The sequence below is a fragment of the Streptomyces sp. NPDC002868 genome (assembly GCF_055563295.1).
On the sequence record NZ_JBVHDR010000005.1, the window covers coordinates 181,343 to 199,302 of the forward strand.

The window sequence follows — 17,960 nt, forward strand, 5'->3', positions numbered from 1 at the left end:
AGGATCCAGGCACTCCGTTCGGTAATGTCGACCCCTGTTCATTGACCGGCCCCGCATCGCTCCCTAGCGTGCGTTTGAGGCCGGCGTCCCGTCGGCAGCGCTACACCGAGGAGGGCACATGGCGGCTCAGCTCAGCACAGTGGCCCGCGAGGCAGTCGATCATGTCTCTCCCGTGCCGCATTCCCCGGGGGCCGTCTCGGTCGTACGCCGACGTGTCCGCGCGGTGCTCGCCGAGTGGGGCCTTTGCCCGGACGTCACCATGGATGCGCTCCTGGTGGTCTCGGAGCTGCTGACCAATGCGCTCGTCCACGCCCTGCCACCGGCGACGCTGCGGTTGTCGTGGGTCCGCGTCGACGAACGCAGTGCCCTGCGCGTCGAAGTCACCGACGCGGGACGCGCCGTCCCGGCCAGGCAGTCGGATGACCCGGACGAGCACGGCCGCGGAATCGCCATAGTTACCGCCCTGTCGGCCCGCTGCGGCATACACGTCCACACCGGCGGGATCACCCACTGGGCTGATCTCTTCGTGGCGTAGGAAGACAGCCCGGACAGCCCGGCCTCCCGGAAGCGCACGCTCCGCAGACCGGCGACGACGAGCGCCACCAGCATGCTCGTCAGCAGGACGAGCCGTGCCAGACGCGCCCATCCGGCACGGCCCTCACCGACGGCTGGGGCGGAACGACCTCCTTGCCCGCTCGCCTCCGTTCTGTGCCGGACCACGCAACTTGGCCGTCTGCGTGCGCGCGGTGTGTCGCAGGCATCCTGCTGCTTCGTTTCAGTCTCGTGCAGTGCCGTCAGCGACCGGAGGTGGGAGTGTCAGCGCCCGCGCCTTCCGACGGGCCGTGGCCGCTCAGGACCAACTCCTTCGCCCTGCGGAACTCCTCGTCCGTGATGTCGCCGCGGGCGCGGATCTCGGACAGCCGGGCGAGTTCGTCGACGCTGCTGGGCCGGCCGTCGCCGCCCTGGGCGGTCTCCCGGATGTAGCTGTCGAAGGCCTCCTGCTGCACGCGCGCCTGTGTCACCTCCCGGCGGCCCATGTTCTTGCCGCGGGCGATCACGTAGACGAAGACGCCCAGGAAGGGCAGGAAGACGACGAACACCAGCCAGCCCGCCTTGGCCCAGCCGCCCAGGGTGTCGTCACGGAAGATGTCGGCGACGATCCGGAAGAGCAGGATGAACCACATGATCCACAGGAAGAACAACAGCATGGTCCAGAAGGCGCTCAGCAGCGGATAGTCGTACGCGAGGTACATCTGCCCACTCATGTCTCTCCTCCGTCCCGGGCATTCGCCCGGCAGCCGTTCTCTGCCGTCTTCAGCCTGCCCACGGCAAGGACCGGCGGCCTCACCCGAGGCGGGTGAGTGGATGGGCCGCGGACCGTCCCCGGCCGACGCGGTCCGCGGGCCGGCTCACCGGTCGGCCGCGCGGCGGCGCGTGGCGACGGCCGTCCGGTACCAGGCGGACGACGCGACCGCTTCGCCGGCCGCCAGGCCCGAGACGGCCACCAGGAAGACGGCGATCAGCCAGGACAGGAACGTGAAGACCGGTCCACGGGACCGCGCGCCCCGGTTCGTCGCCGGCCGCGGCCGGGGCGGGACCCGCGGCGGCGGCGAGCACTGCCATGTGGGCCAGCACGGCCAGGGCCAGGACGAGGACGAGGACGAGGACGAGGACGAGCAACCACCGCACCGACCGTGGGATGGTTCCAGAGCACGAGTGCCAGGGCGCCTGCCCCGATGGCGGTGCCCGGCGGCGGTCAGGAAATGACCGGTATCCGTGGTTCCGCCGGAGTGGGACGGTACGGAGGTCCTGCCCGAGACCATGAATCCTGCTAGGTCGTGTGTGCCGCCTCCGTCAGCGGCAGCTCAGACGGTCCCCGCGGGGCCGCGCGGCCCCGCGGTGCCTGACCTGCGGAGTGCGGCCCGCCATGCGAAGGCCACCGCCACCTCGACCAGGCCGAGTAGGACGAGCCACAGACCCAGCAGCCGGGTCAGCGCGGTGGCGGACTCGGCCGGCAGGGCCAGCACCACGATCCCCGCAACGATGCCGATCACCGCGGCGCCGAGGACGAACCCGCGGTGGGGCAGGTCCTTGGTGGCGATGGCCGTGTAGAGGGTGAGAATGCCGGACACCAGCCAGACGATCCCGACGATCAGCGAGAGCGCGGCGATGGTCTGCAGCGGGTTCCTCAGACACAGCACCCCGGCCAGGACGTACAGCACTGCGAGGAGCAGCCCGTGCAGCCTTTCGCCGTGCTCCTCCCGGGCGAAGGCCGCAACGAACCGGAACGCCCCGGTCACGAGCAGGTACAGGCCGATGAGGACCGCCAGGACGTGCAGGGTCTCGTCCGGCCAGACCAGTACCAAAACGCCCGGCACGAGCGTGGCGACCGCCGAACCCAGGATCCACGTCCATGAGCGCCCGAGTTCCGCCAGCACTTCCGCGGGGTCGCCCGCCGGTCCGGGGGCCGCGCCGTCGGACATGCGTTCCGGTCCGGTACGCGGTGCCGGACCACGCGACTCGGTCATGGCTCCTCCTCGCGCGATCGAGCGGGTTGCTCCTGGACCGCCGACGTGGCGGTGTGCGGGGATCTCACCTGGCCAGCGTCCCGCCTGCCGTCGGCCACCGGGTCACCCCCGGCGGGTGATCCGTGCGCACCGCCGGGGCGATGAGGTGAGTGCCGAAAGACTTGCGCCGACATGCGCCGACGTGCGAGGGAACGGACGAAGAGACACGAGATGAACGATCCAGTGGCTGCCCGGACGGAGCCTGCCCGGTCCGGGCAGGCGACGTATCGGAGACGAGGTCCGGGGCGGCGGGCGACGGCCGTGTCCGTCGCACGAGCCCTGTGCGTCGCGGCGGGGCCTCGTCACCGCGTACTACCTGCTGCCCTTCGACGGACGCAGCACGGGCGGCACCTCGCCCCTGCTCGCGTGCGGCCCCCACCCCTATGGCGCTCCGTGCGCGAAAGCGCCGCTCGTGGCATCGCTCGTCGTAAGGACGCGTCACTCCGGCAGCTGGCGCATCTCCAGGACCCGTAGTCCCAGCGACTGGCAGCGGGCCAACAGCCCGTACAGGTGCGCCTCGTCGACGACGCAGCCGAACAAAACTGTCTGACCGGACATCACCACGTGGTCCAGCTCCGGGAAGGCTCTGGTCAGCGTCTCCGACATGTGTCCGTCGACGCGGATCTCGTAGCGCATGAGCTGCTCTCCCCCTGGTGGCCTGGGACAGGCGGGCTGCGCCGCTTCCCTGCGATCGTCCGCCTCGGCGCACCGCCCGGCCTCACCCCGTAAAGGTGATACGTCGCCCGGCACGCGCTCCACCTGCATCATGAACGCCGCCATGACCGAGTCGGCCGGGCAGCGGCCGGCACATGCCCTGCCGCCACCCCCATCGCATCCGATCGCATCCGAAGAACTCACCCTGTGCCTCACCCACCACGGGCGAGCCGGAAGAGCCGTGAAGGCCCCTGCCCGGCCGCGGGGGGCGCGGCGGTGCGCCATGGAGCCGGCCTCTTCACGGCCATGTGGTCACAGCAGCCGCAGCTCGCGCGCGCGGCGCACCGCGTCGTGGCGCCGGTTCACGGCCAGCTTCCGGTAGACGCTCTTGAGGTGGGTCTTGACCGTGTTCACCGACACATACAGATCGGCGGCGATCTCTTCCGTCGACATCATCTGGGCCAGCCGTTGCAGCACATCGCGCTCGCGTTCACTCAGTTGCTCCACGACCGGCGCCGGCGGCTGGTCTTCGGACCGAGGCGGCCAGCCGTACTGCGGCGGACCGGGTGTGAGCCAGCCCGCGGCCAGCCCTCGCAGTGGCACCATGCCCAGCAAAGGCCGGATCCACGGTCCGGCTTCGAGGAAGGGGCGCCGCAGCCGCTCGCGTCGTGCCTCGTGGAGCGCCTGGGCAACGAGCCTGCGCGAGGTGGCGGAGTCCCCCGCCTCGTCCGCGGCCTGCGCCCTCACCAGCGAGGCCCGGACGGTCACCGCGGGGCCGGTGCGGCCCTCGGGGTGCACTCTGTCGAGCAGGTCGATCGCCGCGACGGGCTTCCCCGCGGCGAGTTGGGCCCGCGCGGCCCCTACGGCACACGCCACCTGGTCGTTGGGCACCGCTTGCAGCAGCTCCGCGGCCGTCTCCGGCCGGCCTTCGGCCAGGTGTGCGGTGGAGGCCACCAGCGCCGTGTGCCCCTCCGCCCAGGGGGAGACCACGTCGGCGGCGACGGCCGGTTCCGCCGCTTCGAGCGCGGCTTGCGTGTTGCCGCGGGCCAGTAGCAGACGCGCGGTGGCGATGGCCCGCCCCGCTTCCATCACCGGGTCCCGCATCGCGCAGTGCGCGTCTGCAGCCGTGTCGAGGAGGGCCTGGGCCTGACCCAGTTCGTTGCGTTCGACGGCCACGGCGGCCAGGACCAGCAGCCCGATGCCGGAGCCGGACGCCTGGGGCAGGCTGAACCGCTCCGTCTCTGTCAACGCCGCGAGGGCCTTGCGCTCCGCCCTGCCGAGCCAGCCGTTCAGGTAGTCGATCAGGGCCAGGTGGCCCAGGGACTCCTCGCGCGGGAGCGCCGTCGAAGCTCCCCCGGAGCAGCCGACCACCGTGGTCAGGGCGGCACGTGCGTCCTCGAAGCGCCCGGCCCACAGCCGCGTCGAGCCAAGATGGGTCAGCAGGAGAGCGGTGAGTTCGGGATGCTCGTCCAGGAGGTGTGTGGGCACCTCCTCCTGGAGTTTCTCGGCCGCCTCCGCGGCCATCTCCGCCCTTCCCGGCGAACCGGCCAGCCGGGCCGCCAGGGCTTCCAGCAGGGCATAGCTCAGCTGGGCCGCCGCCAGGCCGGGTGAGTCGTCCCCCGCCGGCATCTGCTCCCCCGCCAGACTCTGCTCGGCCTGCTGCAGGTGGGTCAGACCGCGGTCGAGGTCGCACCGGGACAGCTCACGGGCCGCGCGGACGAGGTCCGTAGCGGGGCTCGTGGTCTCGGGCCCCATCCGTGAGAACAGCTCGGCCAGGTCGTCGGAACGGAGGCCGGTGAAGAGCTGACCGATGGCGAGGTCGTCGACGAGGGCACCGGCGGTGAACTCCCAGTCGCCCGCAGCGGCACCGTGGCCGAGCGACTCCACGAGGGATCCGGAGCGCCGCAGCCATTCCGCGGCCCGCCGGTGGAGTTCGGGCTCCAGGCCGGGAGACCACACCCGCAGGTGGGCATGGAGGATCTCCCCGAACAGCGGGTGGAGGCGGTACCAGGCATGCCCGAGGTACTCGACGAACGCGTTCTCGCGGTGCAGCCCGGCCAGGATGGACTCGGCATCGGTGCGCTCCGTGAGCACGTTCGCCAGCTCGGGACAGAAGCGCTCGAGGACGCTGACCCGCAGCAGGAGGTCCTGCGTCTCGGGGGTCTGCCGATTGAGCACCTCCGCCAGCAGGAAGTCGGCGACTGTGGTGCGGTCAGCCTCGAACTCCTTCAGATACATCTCCGGATCCGGGCTCTCCTGCGCGGCCAGGGCGCACAGGCGTAGTCCGGCGGCCCATCCCCGGGTGCGCTCCACGAGCCCGCGCGCAGCCTGCACCGGAAGGCGCAGCCCGTGCAGCTCCAGCAGCGCGGCCGCTTCCTCGGGAGTGAAAGCCAGCTCCGCGTCCCTGATCTCCGTCATGTCGCCGGCCGCCCGGTAACGGTGCAGCGGCAGCAGCGGTTCGGTGCGAGTGACGAGGATCAGGCGCATACCCCGTCCTGCGTGGTGCAGGACGAACTCCAGCTGCTCTGCGATCTCCGGGTCGGTCACACGGTCGTATTCGTCGAGCACCACGATCACGGGCCGGTCCCGAGCGCTCAGATCGGAGGCGAGTCCCGCCAGCAGCGTGTGATCCACGCGGCTCGCGTCCGCGGGGAAGCCGACCTCCGCGGGCAGCGGCACACCGGAGGTGCGCAGGGCCTGGAGCAGGTACGCCCAGAACATTCCGCACCCCTGGTCCGCCGCGTCGGTGGTGAGCCAGGCGACGGACCGGTCCCGCCCCGCGGCCCAGTCAGCGACCAGCAGGGTCTTGCCCGCGCCCGCGGCTCCGTTGACCATCGTCAACGGCGTCAGAAGAGCCTGGTCGAGGTGCTTGACCAACCGCCCCCGCCGCAGGAACGTCGCAGGGCGCGTCGGTACGGCGAACCGCGTGCGCAGAAACGGGTCTCCCTGGGGATCGGCACACGGCGTGGCCGGTTCCGGACCGTTCTCCTCCACCCCAGCCATGGCGCTCACCGCCACTGTTTGTCAGGTCATGGGCAGCGCTCCCCCCTCAGCATCCCAGTGTTCCTGCGCATGTGCGCGCCGCACAGGGCCCAGTGGGCCCTCCGGAGGGTCGAGTGGCGCCCGGCGCGCGACTCGTGCCAACCGCTGAGCGCGCTGGAAGCACGCCCGGATGCGGGGCAGCCGTGCGCCGGAGCAAGCGCAGGACGGGGCGTGGAGGTGGTCCCCGTGGCGCACAGCGATCCCGGCCGACGAGTGGACGAGACGGCGGCCTCGATGCTGGAGGCCCTGTTCACGCAGTGACCGATCGGGAGACGGAGTGGTGGATCCGGTCAGAGGACAACAACATGGCCAGTGCGCGGGGCGGTCCGTCCGGACTGGACCTCGTGCCAGACCGTCTCCAGGGCCTGAGGGCCGTGGCTGTGGACGACGTCGACCCACTCCTCGACCACGGGGGCGAATCTCTGCCAGGCGTCGGCGAAGCGGCGGTTCAGCCCCTCACGCCCCCAGTCCCCAACGCGCTTGCGCATCTGGTCGGGTGCGAAGAACATGCCCGGTCCGGTGTCGGCCAGGGTGCCGGCAGGCCCAGGCTGCTGGTTGGTGACGCCGACCACCACGTGGTGCACCAGGGCATCGCCGAGGTGGCTGCGCAGCGTGGCGGTCAGGGCTTCGTCGCCGGCGAAGTCGGCGTACAGGGTGGGCCGGGAGGGTGAGAGCCGGGGGACGTCCTCGTACGCGAGCACCCGGTCGTAGCAGCCCAGGCTCTCGGTGAAGGCGACGTTGCGCCGCGATGTCAGGCCCACCACCTCGCATCCCTGCCCCTGGAGCAGGAAGGCGGCGCCATAGGCGGTCTTGCTCGACGCGGACGACAGGACGGCGGTGCGGGCACCCAGCCACGTGTTGTCGACGAGCCAGTCGGCCAGCATGAAGGAGGTCCAGAACAGCGGGCGGTAGAGGATCTGCAGGTCCTCGCGGTCGGCCTCGTACGCGAGGTCGCCCGTGGTGAGGGTGTAGGCGTTGTAGGGCGTCGGCAGCGTCGCGCGGTGGGGACTTGCGTCCCGGAAGCCGCGCTCGTCCACCCGGCCGGGGCGCACCAGCAGGTGGCTCCCGGACGGCAAGTAGCCATAGAGGCGACTGCCGGGCTCGACGCCGTCGACCCGGGAGGCGACGACCTTGGCGAAGCCCCAGAGCGGGACGATGCCCCAGCCTGCGCGGGTGGGGAAGAACTGCCAGTAGCGGAAGGAGTCGCCGAGCGCGGCGTAGGTGACGTTGTTGGCGGTGAGGCCGACCCGGTCGACCCGCAGCAGCGCCTCACCGTCCCGGACCTCCGGGACCGGCGCGTCGACCAGGTCGGCGGTCGACAGGTCATCGCGGGTGACGAGCAGGTTCCAGCCGTCGGATGTGGCAGTGGTGTCCATGGACCCGGAACGTACTTGAATCCGGATTCGGATTCAATAGTCGGCTACGATGCGGCGCATGCCCTCTCCCGAGCACGCACCCTCCGAGACCTCAGCCCCCCGGCGCACCCCGCGCGGGATCCGCACCAGGGACGCCCTGGTCGCCGCCGCCCGGCGGATCTTCGAACGAGACGGCTACCTGGACGCCCGGATCGTCGACATCGCGGCCGAGGCCGGCGTCGCAACCGGCAGCTTCTACACGCACTTCGCCTCCAAGGACGACGTCTTCGCCGCCGTCCTCGCGGAGTTGCAGGACGAGATGCTGCATGCGGGAGTCAGCGACGGCAGCCGCAGGGAGCTGCGGCGTGGTGTTGAGGAAGCCAACCGCGCCTATCTGGAGTCGTACCGCCGTAACGCAGCGCTGATGGCCGCCATGGAGCAGGCCGCCGCCGTGGACCCGCGGTTTCTGCAACTGCGGCTGCAGCGGTCGCAGGCGTTCATCGACCGCAGCGCCGCAGCGATCACGCGGCTCCAGGAGGCGGGACTCGCCGATCCGGCGCTCGACCCGGCGGTCACCGCCCGGGCGCTCAGCGCCATGGTGAGCCGTATGGCGTACGTGACCTTCGCCGCCGACCAGCCCGTGCCCTTCGAGACGCTGGTCGAGACCCTCACCCGGCTCTGGACGAACGCGCTCTGCATGCCCCAGGCGTGATCCCCGGCCCGCAGACCTGGGCGGGCAGTGAACGGCAGTTGCGGGCTGGCCGGGGGACTTCACCCGGACGGCCCCCCGACTCGCCGGGTCGGCTGCTCACGGAGGCGTTGCGAGCAACCGCGCCAGCCCGGCGCCTATGTGGAGGCGGCAGGCGGCGATGCGGAGCGGCTGCTGATCTGGCGAGAGGCCACCGACAGCCGTCGGCGCGCGAATCGGCGGCGTTCGTTGCCGGCCTGCGGGCGTGCCCGCAGCACGGGCACTCCACAGTGGACACCACCGCGCCGACGGCGCCGGTGGTGGGGCGCAGCGCTGAACCGTCGTCGGCCCATCCGAGCTCAAGGACGCCTTCGCGCACCTGCCCACCGCTACGCCAACGCCGCAACCGACGCACCCCGCCACGCCGCCCCCGATCCGATGAGCCAAGCGCACGTCGACCACGGTTCGGGGCGGCATAGGCAGCGCGAAGATCTGGGGCGGTGCGGCCGGAGTGCACCAGCAAGGGAGCAATGACGACCAGCAGCCGCTGGTCACACTCCTGGCCGAGGCGCTGCTCCTGGTTGCGGATACTCGAACGCTCGCGCCTGATGCCCCGATCCGAGCGCCCCCAGCACTGAGGACCCACACCCGAACCGGCTGAACCACCCGCCCCCACGTAGGAAGGGGTCTCGCCTCGGGGCGGCCCCTTCCTACGTACTGGACGCCCGTTCAGGTTCCGGCGGGTGCCAGGAGCCGGCCCATGGCCGCCACCACCGCGGGCGCGACCCAGTAACGTCCCACCCAGTTGGATCAACCGAGCACTGGGCTGAACTGATCATGAAGCCGGGGCGTCGCCTCACTGTTCTCGCCGACGTTGGCGACGAGCGGACCGGCCCCTGACTCAGCCCCCGCGCTCCCATCATGGTGGTCGCGCGCACACTGACCCTCCGAACTGTGGTGTCCCACCACATGTGCCCCTGACCTGCGCCTTCCTACGGTGTGGCGACACGCAAACGTCCCCGCCAACTGTCCGGAAGTGGTGTCCATGGCCGCCCCCGCAACCGCTCCACCAGCTCCCAGCTCACTCAAGCGCATCGTCGCCGCGAGCCTCATAGGCACCACCATCGAGTGGTACGACTTCTTCCTCTACGGATCCGCCGCCGCGCTGGTCTTCAACAAGCTGTTCTTCCCCGGCTCCGACCCGCTCGTCGGAACTCTCCTCTCCTTCCTCACCTACGCCGTCGGCTTCGCCGCCCGCCCCCTCGGGGCGCTGGTCTTCGGGCACTACGGCGACCGGCTCGGCCGCAAGAAGCTGCTGGTGCTGAGCCTGCTGCTGATGGGTGGGGCGACCTTCGCCATCGGGCTGCTGCCGACGCACGCCACCATCGGGAGCGCCGCGCCCGTGCTGCTCACCGTGTTGCGGCTGGTGCAGGGGTTCGCGCTCGGCGGTGAGTGGGGCGGGGCCGTGTTGCTCGTGTCGGAGCACGGGGACGCCAAGCGGCGCGGGTTCTGGGCTTCGTGGCCGCAGACCGGGGCGCCCGCCGGGCAGTTGCTCGCCACCGGGGTGCTCTCCGCTCTCACCGCGTTGCTCTCGGATGCCGCCTTCACCTCATGGGGCTGGCGCATTCCGTTCCTCCTCTCTGGTGTGCTCGTGATCGTCGGTTTGTGGATACGTCTCTCTGTCGATGAATCTCCGGTGTTCAAGGCGGCGCTGGCACAGGCCGAGGAGCGCAAGGCGGTCTCCGGGCAGGTCGAGAAGATGCCGCTGGTCGCCGTGCTGCGGCACCACTGGCGCGATGTGCTGGTGGCGATGGGCGCGCGGATGGCGGAGAACATCAGCTACTACGTCATCACGGCGTTCATCCTCGTCTACGCGACGACCGCGGTGGAGCTCAGCAAGCAGACAGCGCTCAATGCCGTACTCATTGCCTCCGCAGTGCACTTCGCGGTGATCCCGGCGTGGGGCGCGCTGTCGGACCGGATCGGGCGCAGGCCTGTGTATCTCGTCGGCGCGATCGGTGTCGGCGCCTGGATGTTCCCGTTCTTCGCGCTCATCGACAGGGGCAGCTTCGGCAGTCTGCTGCTCGCCGTTACGGTGGGGCTTGTGCTGCACGGGGCGATGTACGCACCCCAGGCGGCGTTCTTCTCCGAGATGTTCGCCACGCGCATGCGCTATTCCGGGGCCTCCATCGGTGCACAGTTCTCGTCGGTCGCGGCAGGCGCCCCGGCTCCGCTGATCGCCACCGCGCTCCTCGCCGACTACGACTCGTCGACGCCGATCGCGCTGTACGTCATCGCCGCTGCGCTGCTCACCGTCGTGGCCATCGGCTGTGCACGCGAGACCCGGCAGCGGGATCTGAACGCAGTCGAGGCCGAGCCGGTGGAGGACGGCGGGCCGGCGGCTCGGCCGGCCGATGCGCGAACTGCCTGACAGGCAGGCCGGCAGGTAAGGAGGTAGACAGACGTATGGCGTAGGGCGCTGCGCGGATCCCAACGGGGGCCGCGCAGCGGCGCGTTCAGTGGGCGACCGCCGCAGACATCGCATGCAGCCGCAGTGCCAGCTGGATCTCCAGCGCCCTCGCCGGTGACTGCCAGTCGGGGCCGAGCAGCCGGCCTATTCGTTCCAGGCGCTGGGCCACAGTGTTCACATGGACGTGCAGGTCGTCCTTCGTACGGGCCGGGCTCATGCCGCTCGCGAAGTACGCGTCGAGCGTACGGACCAGGTCAGTGCCACGCCGCCGGTCGTACTCGACGACCTCGCCCATCGTGCGCTGTACGAAGCCGTCGATGTCGCCGGGGTCGGCGAGCAGCAGCCCGAGGAAACCCAAGTCCTGTGCCGCGGCGCCCTGTCCGGAGCGGCCGAGCAGGCGCAGCGCGTCGAGGCAGCGACGCGCCTGTGCGTACGCGCCGGCTATCGGGCTCGGATCGCCGGCGGGCGCGGCCACCGGTGAGGACGCGCCGACGGTGACCAACTCCCTGAGCGTGCCGCCCAGTGACCTGGCGGTCTGGCGCGCGACGTCGGACGCACTGTCGTCGGGGCCGAGCGGCAGCAGCAGTACGGTGCCGCCGTCGCGAGCAGCCGCCAGGCCCGAGCGGGTCGCGGCCAGGTGCGAGGCCGCGGACCACAGACGCTGCCGGTCCGCGGTCTCCCGCTCGGCGGTAGCGGTGTCCCGTCCGGTGGAGTCCCGGCAGGCCGCGTCCCGGTCCGCGGCGTCCGTGCCGGGGCCGTCGATGCGGGCTGCGAGCACCACATGCGGGGCGTCCAGGTCGGCCCGAAGCCGGGCAGCCCGCTCGCGCAGCAGCCGCGGGTCGCGGTCGGCGGCGTCGAGGAGGTCGTCGAGCAGCTCGCCCCGTACACGCTGTTCGGCGGCGTGGGCGGAGCGCCGGGCGAGGAGCAGCAGCGAGGTGACCATGGCGGCGCGCTCCAAGGTGCGCCGGTCGACGGGATCGAGGTCCCGCCGGCCGCGGAGCACCAGGGCGCCCAGCAGCTCGCCGCCCGCCGAGACCGCTGCCACCCAGTCGTCTCCGTGCCGTATCGCACGGCCGTCGGCGCCGGTCGCGTCGAGGTCGTCGTCCGTGAACTCGACCGAGCCGTCCAGGACTTCGGACAGGGCGGCGGCCACGTCATGAACGCCTCCGCCGCGCAGCACCACTTCGGTCAGCCGGTCGTGGACCTCCGAGGCACGCTCGATGACGCCGCTGTGATCCCGGATGATTTCGTTGGCCCGCTCCAGCTCGGCGAGCGCCGAGCGGGTCTCCGCCAGCAGGTTGGCGGTGTCGATGGCGACGGCCGCATGGGCGGCGAAGGAGGCCAGCAGCGCGACCTGTTCGCGTTCGAAGACTCTCTCGCGGCGGTCCGCGGCGAAGAGCACGCCGATCACCTGGCTGCCGAGCATCAGCGGCACCCCGAGGATCGCGACCAGGCCCTCGTCGCTGACGGCCGTGTCTATCGCCCTCGTGTGTTCGAAGCGGGCGTCGTCGAAATAGCTGTCGGTGACATACGGTCGGGCGGTCTGGGCGACGAGCCCGCCGAGCCCCTCCCCCATGCCCAGCCGCAGTTGCTGGAAGCGCGCCGACACCGAACCTTCTGTGACCCGCATATAGGTGTCGCCCGCCGACGGGTCGTTGAGGCTCAGATAGGCGACCTCGGTGCCGAGCAGCGAGCGGGCACGCTGCACGATCGCCCGCAGCACGGCGTCGAGGTCGCGCAGACCCGCCAGGTCGTGCGCGGTCTCGAAGAGCGCGGACAGCTCGGCCTCGCGCCGTCGCCGGCCCTCCAGCTCGGCGCGCACCCGCAGCGCGAGCTGCTTGGCGTGCTCGATGGCGGCGAGCTCGTCCGGTGCCGCGCCGCCCGCGCGGGCGAGCAGCACGGGCCGGTCGTACGCCTCGGTGGCGGCACCGCGTGCGAGGAGCTCCAGGTAGGAGGCTTGATCGTGGGACATGGACACAGGATTACCTGCCGTACGGGTGGTCGCACCAGCCCTGTGGACGACGAAGCCGTTGTGGACAACCGCGTCACCCTCAGCAGGCGGCCGCGGGATGTCTCGGGAAGCCCCGGATGTCTAGTGGGCGGTCCAGCCACCGTCGATGGCGAGCGAGGTGCCGGTAATGAAGGAGGCCTGCGGGCTGCACAGATACAGCACCGCTTCGGCGACTTCCTCCGGCTCTACCAGGCGCTTGATCGCGGAGTCCCTGAGCAGTACGTCGGCGAGGACGCGCTCCTCGGCCACGGAATGGGCCGCGGCCTGATCGGCGATCTGTCGCTCGACCAGTGGTGTCCGTACATAGCTGGGATTGACACATACGGACGTCACCCCATGTGGAGCACCCTCCAGGGCTGCGGTCTTCGAAAGCCCCTCCAGACCGTGTTTGGCGGACACATAGGCGGACTTGAAGGCAGAGGCTCGCAGCCCATGTGCGGAAGAGATATTGACGATTCGGCCCCACCCTTGGGCGTACATGTGCGGAAGGGCGCCCCTGATCAGCCGGAACGGCGCTTCCAGCATCACGGTGAGCACAGTGTGGAAGACGTCCGGCGGGAACTCCTCGATGGGCCGGACCAGTTGCAGCCCCGCGTTGTTGACCAGGATGTCCGCACCGGCGGCCGCCGCCTCCGCCGCATCGAGATCGGTGAGGTCCAGGACCTGCGGTTCCACGGCGCCGGCCAGCCCCGGGGAGTCCGCGGCCAGGGCCTCAAGGCCATCGGCGTCCCGGTCGACGGCTCTGACCTTCGCACCGGCGGCTGCGAGCCGCAGCGCGCAGGCTCGGCCGATGCCGCCCGCCGCGCCGGTGACGAGTGCCGTACGGCCGCCGAGGTCGAGGTCGACCGTACGAGGATGACGAGGACGAGACTGAGGTGCGGGACCTGGTGTGGTGGGCGCGGTCATGCTTCGCACCCTAGGCAGTGATCACCCCCCGACCGATGTGGTCGCCACCCATACTTCACTGCTCGATGGTGGGTTCAAACCATGCCGGTCCCTCGGTCTGCGCCTGCTTGATCCGGAAGAGCGAGAACTCCTTCAGCTCCGGCAGCGCGTCCGCAGAGAACCACCCCACCTCCAGCGACTCGTCATCATTGACGCGAGCCTGTCCGCCCACCGCCCGACAGCGAATGCAGACGTCCATGAACTGGCACTGATCGCCGTTGGGGTAGGTGACCGGCTTCCGCAACGTCTGCACGAGCACGACCCGCTCAGCGACACACTGCACCGCGGTCTCCTCGTACACCTCCCGCACAGCCGCCACCGCCGGCTGCTCCCCGGGCTCCGGAATCCCGCCGATGATCGACCACTTGCCGGTGTCGGCACGTCTGCCCAGCAGCACCCGCCCCTCGTCGTCGAAGACGACCGCGCTGACGCCCGGCAGGAAGAGAAGCTGATGCCCGGCGGTGGCCCGGATCTCGCGGATGAAGTCAGGGGTTGCCATGGCTTCGACCCTAACCGGCGTCGACCGGGCCCTGCTCCGACCGCTCCGATGGCTCCACCCGCTCCACCCGCTGCTCCCGCTGCTCCCGCTGCTCCCGCCGAGTCCGTACGCCTCGAACGACCACCCAGCCCAGACCGCCCACCCCGACCAGCACCAGGAAGCGCTCCGGCCAGGTCCCCAGCCGGGTCGCCGGAGTCAGCGACGAGCGCAGTGGCACCTCGGCGACCAGCGCGTCCGGGGTGAACATCTTCGTCTTCTGGACGATCTTCCCGTCCGGCATGATCACCGCGCTGACGCCGCTGGTGACGGGGACGACGACCGAGCGCCCGTGCTCGACCGCCCGCACCCGCGACATCGCCAGCTGCTGATACGTCATCTCGCTGCGCCCGAAAGTGGCGTTGTTGCTGGGTACGGAGATCAGTTGGGCACCGTGCGTGACGGTGTCCCTCGCCGCGTCGTCGAATGCCGCCTCGAAGCAGGTGACCATGCCCACCTTGGTGCCCGCCAGATCGAAAACGCCCACCTTGTGGCCCGGGCCGAAGTCCCGGCGGACCCGGTCGACGTCCGAGTTGACGAGCCGTACAAGGGAACGCATCGGGATGTACTCGCCGAACGGCTGCACATGGCGCTTGTCGTAGGTGTCGACGGGGCCGCGCGTGGGGTCCCATTCGATGAGGGTGTTGCGGAGCTTCCCGGTGTCGGGAGTCACCACCGCGCCGACGACGGTCGGCACGCCGATCGCCCTCACCGCGTCGTCGATGACCACCCGGGCGTCGCCGTTGCGGTACGGGTCGAGGTCCGAGGAGTTCTCCGGCCACAGCACGAAGTCCGGCTTGGCCACCTTGCCCGCCTTCACATCGGCGGCGAGCTGCTCGGTGCGGCGCGCATGGTTGTCGAGGACCGCACGGCGCTGGGAGTTGAAGTCGAGCCCCAGGCGCGGCACATTGCCCTGGATCGCGGCGACGGTCGCGGTGCCGTCCTCGGCGGAGTCGTCGACGAGCGGCAGGGCGGCGAGTGCCGCGGTGACGGGGACGAGCACGCTGAGGAGCGCGGCGGCCGCGGCGCTGCGCGGCAGCTCGCCGGCGCGCCGGTAGGCAAGGACCCGGCGGACGGTCTCGTACAGCCCGAATCCGCACAGTGCGACGGCGAAACCGAGCAGCGGCGTCCCGCCGAGCGCCGCGAGCGGCAGGAAAAAGCCGTCCGCCTGGCCAAAGGCGATCTTGCCCCAGGGGAAGCCGCCGAACGGCACCCGGGCGCGGGCCGCCTCGCCCACGATCCACACGGCGGCTGCCCACACCGGCCACACCGGCAGCCGGGAGACCGCGGCGATGCCCAGGCAGGCGAGCGCGACGAACACCGCTTCCACCGCGGCCAGTGCCACCCACGGCACCGGGCCGACCTCCTCGCCCGTCCAGATGAGGAGCGGCAGCAGAAAGCCGAGGCCGGTGAGGTAGCCGAGACCGAGGGCGGGCAGCGGCCGACGTCCGGACAGCGTCCAGCCGAGCAGCGCGAAGGCGGGCAGCACCAGCCACCACAGGGGCCGCGGCGGGAAGCTCACGAAGAGCAGCACCCCCGAAAGCGCGGCGGCACCCGGCCGTACGAACCGGCGCAGCAACGGTCGGCCGGCGGTGGCGGGCTGAGGGGTGTCGACGGTGGTGATGGTGGCGCTCACCTGGCGGAGTCTACGGCGGCAGGCTGTGCTCCCGGCAGTCCGGTCCGCGCTGTCGGCAGTGCGGACCGCGCTTGTCGGCAGTGCCGACCGGGACGGGCGCCGGACTGCCGAAGCCTCGGCCGCAGCAACGTTCCTGCGCAACCCATCCACAAACCCCCGTCTCTGCCGTTACCGTGTGCGCCAGTCCCTGCCACCCGACCCGGTTCGGCTGCTACGGCAGGGCCCGTCACAGGTCGGGGGGTCGACGGGATGGCTGCACCGGACAGCCGGTCCGCGGCGCGGGAGCGCGGCGGCGCGAGCGATGTCGCCGGCGTCGTCGTCCTGAGCGGGTGCGCCGTCTGGTCGCTGATCAGCGCGGCGGGGCGCGAGGCCCGGCCCGAGGGTGTGCTGCTCGCCGTGTTCGCCGTTGCCGCGGGGTATGCCTGCGGCCGCATCTGCGGCACGCTCCTGCCCGTTGCCGCCTCGTCGGCCGCGGCACTCGCGGCCCTCGGCCTGGCGATCGCCTCGCGGCAGGGAGTGCCCGGCGCGAACGTCGGAGCGGCCACCCAGCCCGGGCATACGGGCGCGGCCGCCGCGCTGCTGGTCCTCGCCGCGGGCGCGGCCTGCTGCGCCGCCTCCGCGGCCCGTCCGCCCGTGCTGCGCCTCGGGCTGCGGGTGCTCGCTCTCGCCGTCGCCTGCACCGCGCTCGCACTCGGATCCATGGTCGGGTTCGCTGCTGCGCTCGGCGTACTGCTCTGCTCGCTCGCGGCCGTTCGGATGCGCCGGCGGACGGTGGCGATCGCAGGTCTGGCCCTCGCTGCCGGCCTGGTCGTCGCCACGTCCTGGGGCGTGGCCGAAGACGCCCTGCCGGACGGACTGACCGTCTCGCTGGAGGGCCAGCTGACCCAGAACCGGGTGGCGTTGTGGCGGGACGCGATCGCGCTCGCCCAGGAGGATCCGATACGGGGCGTGGGCCCCGACCGCTTCGGCAAGCTGAGCAGCACGGCTCAGCAGTCGCTGGGCTCCGACGGCAAACCGCACTCCGCCTCGCTGCAGCAGGCGGCCGAGCAGGGTGTGGTGGGGGTGGCGCTGCTGGGGGCGGCGTTCGGCTGGATGCTGTACGGCCTACTGCGCTCGCCACGGTCCACGCCGGTGGTACTGAGCGCGGGCGCCGCGCTCACGGCGCTGGCGGTGCTGGCGAGCGTCGGCAATGCGCTGAGCTTCGCCCCGGTGACGGCGGGCGCGGGGCTGCTCGCGGGCCTGGCGACGGCGCGCGTGGCGGCCGAGGGCGGGGTGGGGGCGGGTACGCAGGTGGCGCGCCGGACGGAGGCGGACAGTCGCGCGGTATAGCGGCGACATAGCGGCGACCAGTCTTCAAGAGGGCTGCACGGTTCAGCCGGGCCTCAGAGGCCGACGGCGGCGCAGCGCTACGCCCCCGTGGGCTTGGTCGTACCCGTCAGGTGGAGGCGGTCGCGGATCGCCCGCACCGCCGCTTCCGCGTCGTCGACGGTGACCGTGAAGATCCTGCCGTCGCCCAACGTGACAACAAGGCCCTCGCCGCGGCGTACGACCACGGCCGTGCCCATCTCCGGGCGCCAGCGGTACCCCCAGCCGCCCCACTGACACGGGGTGACCTTCGCTACGAACTCCGCGTCCACCACGTGGGAGAGCGGGATCCGCCGACGCGGCAGGCCGATGTGGCCGCAGCGCACCTCGACGGCATCGCTGTCGACCTTGACCGCCACATGGACGAAGGCGAGGGTCCCGTAGAGGATCATCAGGCCCGCCGCGACGCAGCCGATCACGGACATCAGCAGTGGGACGATGTCCGTGGTCCATGCGTAGTCGACGGCCAGCTCGATGCCGAGCGCCATGCAGGCGGCACCCGCCGCGGCGAGCAGCCACTGAATGCGGTTGGTCGCACGGCCGGTCCAGATCGCGGGCGGGGGCGCTGTGGGGTGCCCCGATTCGCGGAAGTGGTCCCTCATGGCAAGCAGGGTACTCAGATTCCTGCGGCAGGGCATGGTCTCGACCGTATGGATCACAAGGGAGGAGCGGCCCCGGTAGGGGCCTTGGGA

The 17,960-nt window shown here is 71.4% G+C and carries 15 protein-coding genes; 5 read left to right on the forward strand and 10 right to left on the reverse strand.

From position 1 onward, the window contains the following. Positions 1–118 precede the first annotated feature (118 nt). Positions 119–535 carry an ATP-binding protein gene (locus ACZ3H8_RS17510; protein ID WP_467402614.1) on the forward strand — a complete coding sequence of 139 codons (417 nt, stop codon included), beginning with the start codon at positions 119–121 and terminating at the stop codon, positions 533–535. A 259-nt stretch (positions 536–794) separates the two neighbouring features. Here the strand turns inward: ACZ3H8_RS17510 and ACZ3H8_RS17515 are convergent, their stop codons facing one another. After that, positions 795–1,265: an SHOCT domain-containing protein gene (locus tag ACZ3H8_RS17515; RefSeq protein ID WP_467402617.1), complete on the reverse strand. Its 471-nt coding sequence runs from the start codon at positions 1,263–1,265 to the stop codon at positions 795–797. A 100-nt stretch (positions 1,266–1,365) separates the two neighbouring features. Here ACZ3H8_RS17515 and ACZ3H8_RS17520 point away from each other — a divergent pair, with 100 nt between their 5' ends. Continuing rightward, positions 1,366–1,767: a hypothetical protein gene (locus ACZ3H8_RS17520; protein WP_467402620.1), complete on the forward strand. Its 402-nt coding sequence runs from the start codon at positions 1,366–1,368 to the stop codon at positions 1,765–1,767. Positions 1,768–1,865: 98 nt separating this feature from the next. Here the strand turns inward: ACZ3H8_RS17520 and ACZ3H8_RS17525 are convergent, their stop codons facing one another. The 4 genes from ACZ3H8_RS17525 to ACZ3H8_RS17540 all read right to left on the reverse strand — a co-directional run bounded on the left by ACZ3H8_RS17525 (position 1,866) and on the right by ACZ3H8_RS17540 (position 7,639). Further along, complete coding sequence (locus tag ACZ3H8_RS17525) at positions 1,866–2,528, reverse strand: HdeD family acid-resistance protein (RefSeq protein ID WP_467402621.1); 663 nt, start codon at positions 2,526–2,528, stop codon at positions 1,866–1,868. Between the two features lie 477 nt (positions 2,529–3,005). Then, entirely contained in the window at positions 3,006–3,203 is a 198-nt protein-coding gene (locus tag ACZ3H8_RS17530) for a hypothetical protein (protein WP_307664996.1), read from the reverse strand. Between the two features lie 330 nt (positions 3,204–3,533). Continuing rightward, positions 3,534–6,224 (reverse strand): winged helix-turn-helix domain-containing protein, encoded by a 2,691-nt coding sequence (locus ACZ3H8_RS17535; protein WP_467402625.1) that lies wholly within the window; start codon positions 6,222–6,224, stop codon positions 3,534–3,536. 329 nt (positions 6,225–6,553) lie between these two features. After that, positions 6,554–7,639, reverse strand: a complete 1,086-nt coding sequence (locus ACZ3H8_RS17540) for a DUF2855 family protein (protein ID WP_467402626.1) — start codon at positions 7,637–7,639, stop codon at positions 6,554–6,556. 58 nt (positions 7,640–7,697) lie between these two features. On the opposite strand from ACZ3H8_RS17540, the gene ACZ3H8_RS17545 reads away from it, so the two are divergent. After that, entirely contained in the window at positions 7,698–8,330 is a 633-nt protein-coding gene (locus ACZ3H8_RS17545) for a TetR/AcrR family transcriptional regulator (protein WP_467402628.1), read from the forward strand. Between the two features lie 1,021 nt (positions 8,331–9,351). Then, on the forward strand, positions 9,352–10,737 hold the full coding sequence (locus tag ACZ3H8_RS17550) for an MFS transporter (RefSeq protein WP_467402631.1): 1,386 nt from the start codon (positions 9,352–9,354) through the stop codon (positions 10,735–10,737). An 85-nt stretch (positions 10,738–10,822) separates the two neighbouring features. Here the strand turns inward: ACZ3H8_RS17550 and ACZ3H8_RS17555 are convergent, their stop codons facing one another. The 4 genes from ACZ3H8_RS17555 to lnt form a co-directional block, all read right to left on the reverse strand. Next, positions 10,823–12,748, reverse strand: coding sequence for a helix-turn-helix domain-containing protein (locus tag ACZ3H8_RS17555; protein WP_467402633.1), 1,926 nt, complete (start codon positions 12,746–12,748; stop codon positions 10,823–10,825). A gap of 120 nt (positions 12,749–12,868) precedes the next feature. Next, the gene (locus ACZ3H8_RS17560) at positions 12,869–13,693 is read right to left on the reverse strand and encodes a 3-hydroxybutyrate dehydrogenase (protein WP_398985805.1); all 825 of its coding nucleotides are present in this window, start codon (positions 13,691–13,693) and stop codon (positions 12,869–12,871) included. A gap of 55 nt (positions 13,694–13,748) precedes the next feature. Further along, positions 13,749–14,231: an NUDIX hydrolase gene (locus tag ACZ3H8_RS17565; protein ID WP_467402636.1), complete on the reverse strand. Its 483-nt coding sequence runs from the start codon at positions 14,229–14,231 to the stop codon at positions 13,749–13,751. Between the two features lie 10 nt (positions 14,232–14,241). Then, complete coding sequence (lnt, locus tag ACZ3H8_RS17570) at positions 14,242–15,903, reverse strand: apolipoprotein N-acyltransferase (RefSeq protein ID WP_467402637.1); 1,662 nt, start codon at positions 15,901–15,903, stop codon at positions 14,242–14,244. Between the two features lie 249 nt (positions 15,904–16,152). Between lnt and ACZ3H8_RS17575 the strand changes: the two genes are divergently transcribed. Further along, positions 16,153–17,232, forward strand: a complete 1,080-nt coding sequence (locus ACZ3H8_RS17575) for an O-antigen ligase family protein (protein WP_467402640.1) — start codon at positions 16,153–16,155, stop codon at positions 17,230–17,232. A 77-nt stretch (positions 17,233–17,309) separates the two neighbouring features. On the opposite strand, the gene ACZ3H8_RS17580 is transcribed toward ACZ3H8_RS17575, so the two are convergent. After that, positions 17,310–17,870, reverse strand: a complete 561-nt coding sequence (locus ACZ3H8_RS17580) for a hypothetical protein (protein WP_467402643.1) — start codon at positions 17,868–17,870, stop codon at positions 17,310–17,312. Between the last annotated feature and the right edge of the window lie 90 nt (positions 17,871–17,960).